We start from the raw sequence: 2,849 nt of genomic DNA, 5'->3' as shown, positions 1-2,849 counted from the left end.
GTGCGCGCACCGGGTCGTACACGTGCCCGACCGTGCGGATGTCCACCGTCGTGCCGGTGGCGACCGCGGCGCCCTCCAGGCACGCCCGTGCGCGTCGCCGCAGCTCCTCGAGCTCCTCGTGGGTGGCCGCCCGCAGGTAGTAGCTGGCGGCCGCGCGCTCCGGGACGACGTTGGGCGCCTGCCCGCCCTCGGTGATCACGCCGTGGACCTGCTGCCAGGGCGCGAGGTGCTGGCGCAGCATGGCCAGCGCGGTGTAGCCCGCGACCACACCGTCGAGCGCGTTGCGTCCCAGGTGCGGTGCGAAGCTCGCGTGCGACGCACGGCCGGTGCACACGACCTCCCACTCCTCGATGGCCAGGCCCGGCGTCGCGAAGTCGTCGAAGGGGGAGGGGTGGACCATCATCGCGAAGTCGACGCCGGCCAGCGCCCCGGCGCGGATGAGGTCGACCTTGCCGCCGCCGCTCTCCTCCGCCGGCGTGCCCAGCACCGTCACGCGCAGCCCCGCGTCCTCGGCGACCGCGGCCAGCGCCAGCCCCGCGCCGACCGCGGACGCCGCGATCGCGTTGTGACCGCACGCATGTCCGACGCCGGGCAGGGCGTCGTACTCGGCGCAGACGACGAGGTGCGGACCGTGGCTGCCGACCCGGGCCGCGAACGCGGTGGGCAGCCCGTAGGCGCCCCGCTCGACCGCCAGACCGCCCCGCTCCAGGAGGTCGGCGCAGCGCGCGGCGGCGCGTACCTCCGTATACGCCAGCTCCGGGTCCGCGGAGATCGCGTGGGACAGCGCGACGAGGTCCGTGGCCGCGGCGTCCAGGGCCGCGCGCGCCCGGGTCGCGAGCGGCGAGACGAAGGCGGCGGCGGGGTCGGGGGCGTTCGTGTCGGCGGCGGTCACGCCCGCATCCTGGCCGACGGCCGCTGGTCGTCGAAGCCGGGGGTGGGTGCGGCCAGCCCGTACCCTGGGCCTCATGTGCGGCATCGTGGGGTACGTCGGGGACAAGCCCGTGCTGGACGTGGTCCTCGAGGGGCTGCGGCGCCTGGAGTACCGCGGCTACGACTCCGCGGGGGTGGCGGTCGTCTCCGACGGTGCGCTCGCGGTGGCCAAGCGGGCCGGCAAGCTGGTCAACCTCGAGAAGGCCCTCAAGGAACACCCGCTGCCGCCGGCGACCGTCGGGATCGGCCACACGCGCTGGGCGACCCACGGGGCCCCGACCGACCGCAACGCCCACCCGCACCTGGACGACGCCGGCCGGGTCGCGGTGATCCACAACGGGATCATCGAGAACTTCGCGCGGCTGCGCGCGGAGCTCGAGTCCCGGGGGCGGGAGTTTCGCAGCGACACCGACACCGAGGTCGCGGCGCACCTGGTCGCCGAGGCCTACGACGAGCTCGGCGACCTCGCCGAGGCGATGCGCTTCGTCTGCCGCCGGCTGGAGGGAGCCTTCACCCTGGTCGCGGTGGACGCCGACGCGCCCGACGTCGTCGTGGGGGCGCGGCGGAACAGCCCGCTCGTCGTGGGCGTGGGCGTGGGGGAGAACTTCCTCGGCAGCGACGTGACGGCCTTCATCGCCCACACCCGCGACGCGATCGAGCTCGGCCAGGACCAGGTCGTCGAGCTGCGCCGTGACGGCGTCACCATCACCACCTTCGAGGGCGAGCCGGCCGAGGTCCGTGCCTTCCATGTCGACTGGGACGCCAGCGCCGCGGAGAAGGGCGGCTACGACTACTTCATGCTCAAGGAGATCGCCGAGCAGCCTCGCGCCGTTGCGGACACCCTGCGCGGACGCATCGGCGCGGACGGGACCCTGACCCTCGACGAGATGCGGCTCTCCGACGGCGAGTTGCGTGAGGTCGACAAGATCGTCATCATCGGGTGCGGGACGGCGTACCACGCGGGCCTGCTGGCGAAGTACGCGATCGAGCACTGGACCCGCATCCCTTGCGAGGTCGAGCTGGCCTCGGAGTTCCGCTACCGCGACCCGATCCTCACCCGCTCGACGCTGGTCGTCGCGATCAGCCAGAGCGGGGAGACGATGGACACGCTGATGGCGATCCGGCACGCCCGCGAGCAGCGTGCGCGGGTACTCGCGATCAGCAACGTCAACGGGTCGACGATCCCGCGGGAGTCCGACGCCGTGCTCTACACCTACGCCGGGCCGGAGGTGGCCGTCGCGTCGACCAAGGCGTTCCTGACCCAGGTCGTCGCGGTGCAGCTGGTCGCGCTGTACCTCGCCCAGGTGCGGGGCACGAAGTGGGGCGACGAGGTCGCCGAGCAGGTACGCCTGCTGGCCGGGATGCCGGAGCGGGTCGACCTCGTGCTCGACACCGTGGAACCCGTACGCGCCCTGGCGAGGGAGCTGGTGGATGCCAAGACCGTGCTGTTCCTCGGCCGTCACGTCGGCTACCCGGTGGCGCTCGAAGGCGCGCTGAAGCTCAAGGAGCTCGCGTACATGCACGCGGAGGGCTTCGCCGCCGGGGAGCTCAAGCACGGCCCCATCGCGCTCATCGAGGAGGGGCTGCCGGTCGTCGTCGTCGTCCCGTCACCGCAGGGGCGGAGCGTGCTGCACGACAAGATCGTGTCGAACATCCAGGAGATCCGCGCGCGGGGCGCCCGCACGATCGTCATCGCCGAGGAGGGCGACGAGGACGTGGCGGCGTACGCCTCCGACCTCATCCGCGTCCCGGCCGTCCCGACGCTGCTGCAGCCCCTGGTCACGACGGTCCCGCTGCAGGTCTTCGCCTGCGAGCTGGCCGCGGCCAAGGGCTACGACGTCGACCAGCCCCGCAACCTCGCGAAGTCCGTCACCGTCGAATAGCCAGCACCGCAACCTCGCGAAGTCGGTCACCGTCGA

General features: G+C 73.1%; 2 protein-coding genes. One reads left to right on the top strand and one right to left on the bottom strand.

Going from position 1 to position 2,849, the window contains the following annotated elements:
* On the bottom strand, positions 1 to 892 hold an 892-nt coding region (locus VMI11_07980; protein ID HTY72347.1), incomplete at its 3' end, for an amidohydrolase.
* Between the two features lie 73 nt (positions 893 to 965).
* Between VMI11_07980 and glmS the strand changes: the two genes are divergently transcribed.
* Positions 966 to 2,813 (top strand): glutamine--fructose-6-phosphate transaminase (isomerizing), encoded by a 1,848-nt coding sequence (gene glmS / locus VMI11_07975; protein HTY72346.1) that lies wholly within the window; start codon positions 966 to 968, stop codon positions 2,811 to 2,813.
* Positions 2,814 to 2,849 lie beyond the last annotated feature (36 nt).

The sequence above is a fragment of the Actinomycetes bacterium genome, assembly GCA_035506535.1.
Taxonomy (GTDB): domain Bacteria; phylum Actinomycetota; class Actinomycetes; order DATJPE01; family DATJPE01; genus DATJPE01.
This window is presented reverse-complemented; position numbering and strand designations above follow the sequence as displayed.

What these genes read in the sequence shown, in the direction of transcription:
- glmS (HTY72346.1), top strand. Translation starts at nt 966, where the DNA reads ATGTGCGGCATCGTGGGGTACGTCGGGGACAAGCCCGTGCTGGACGTG.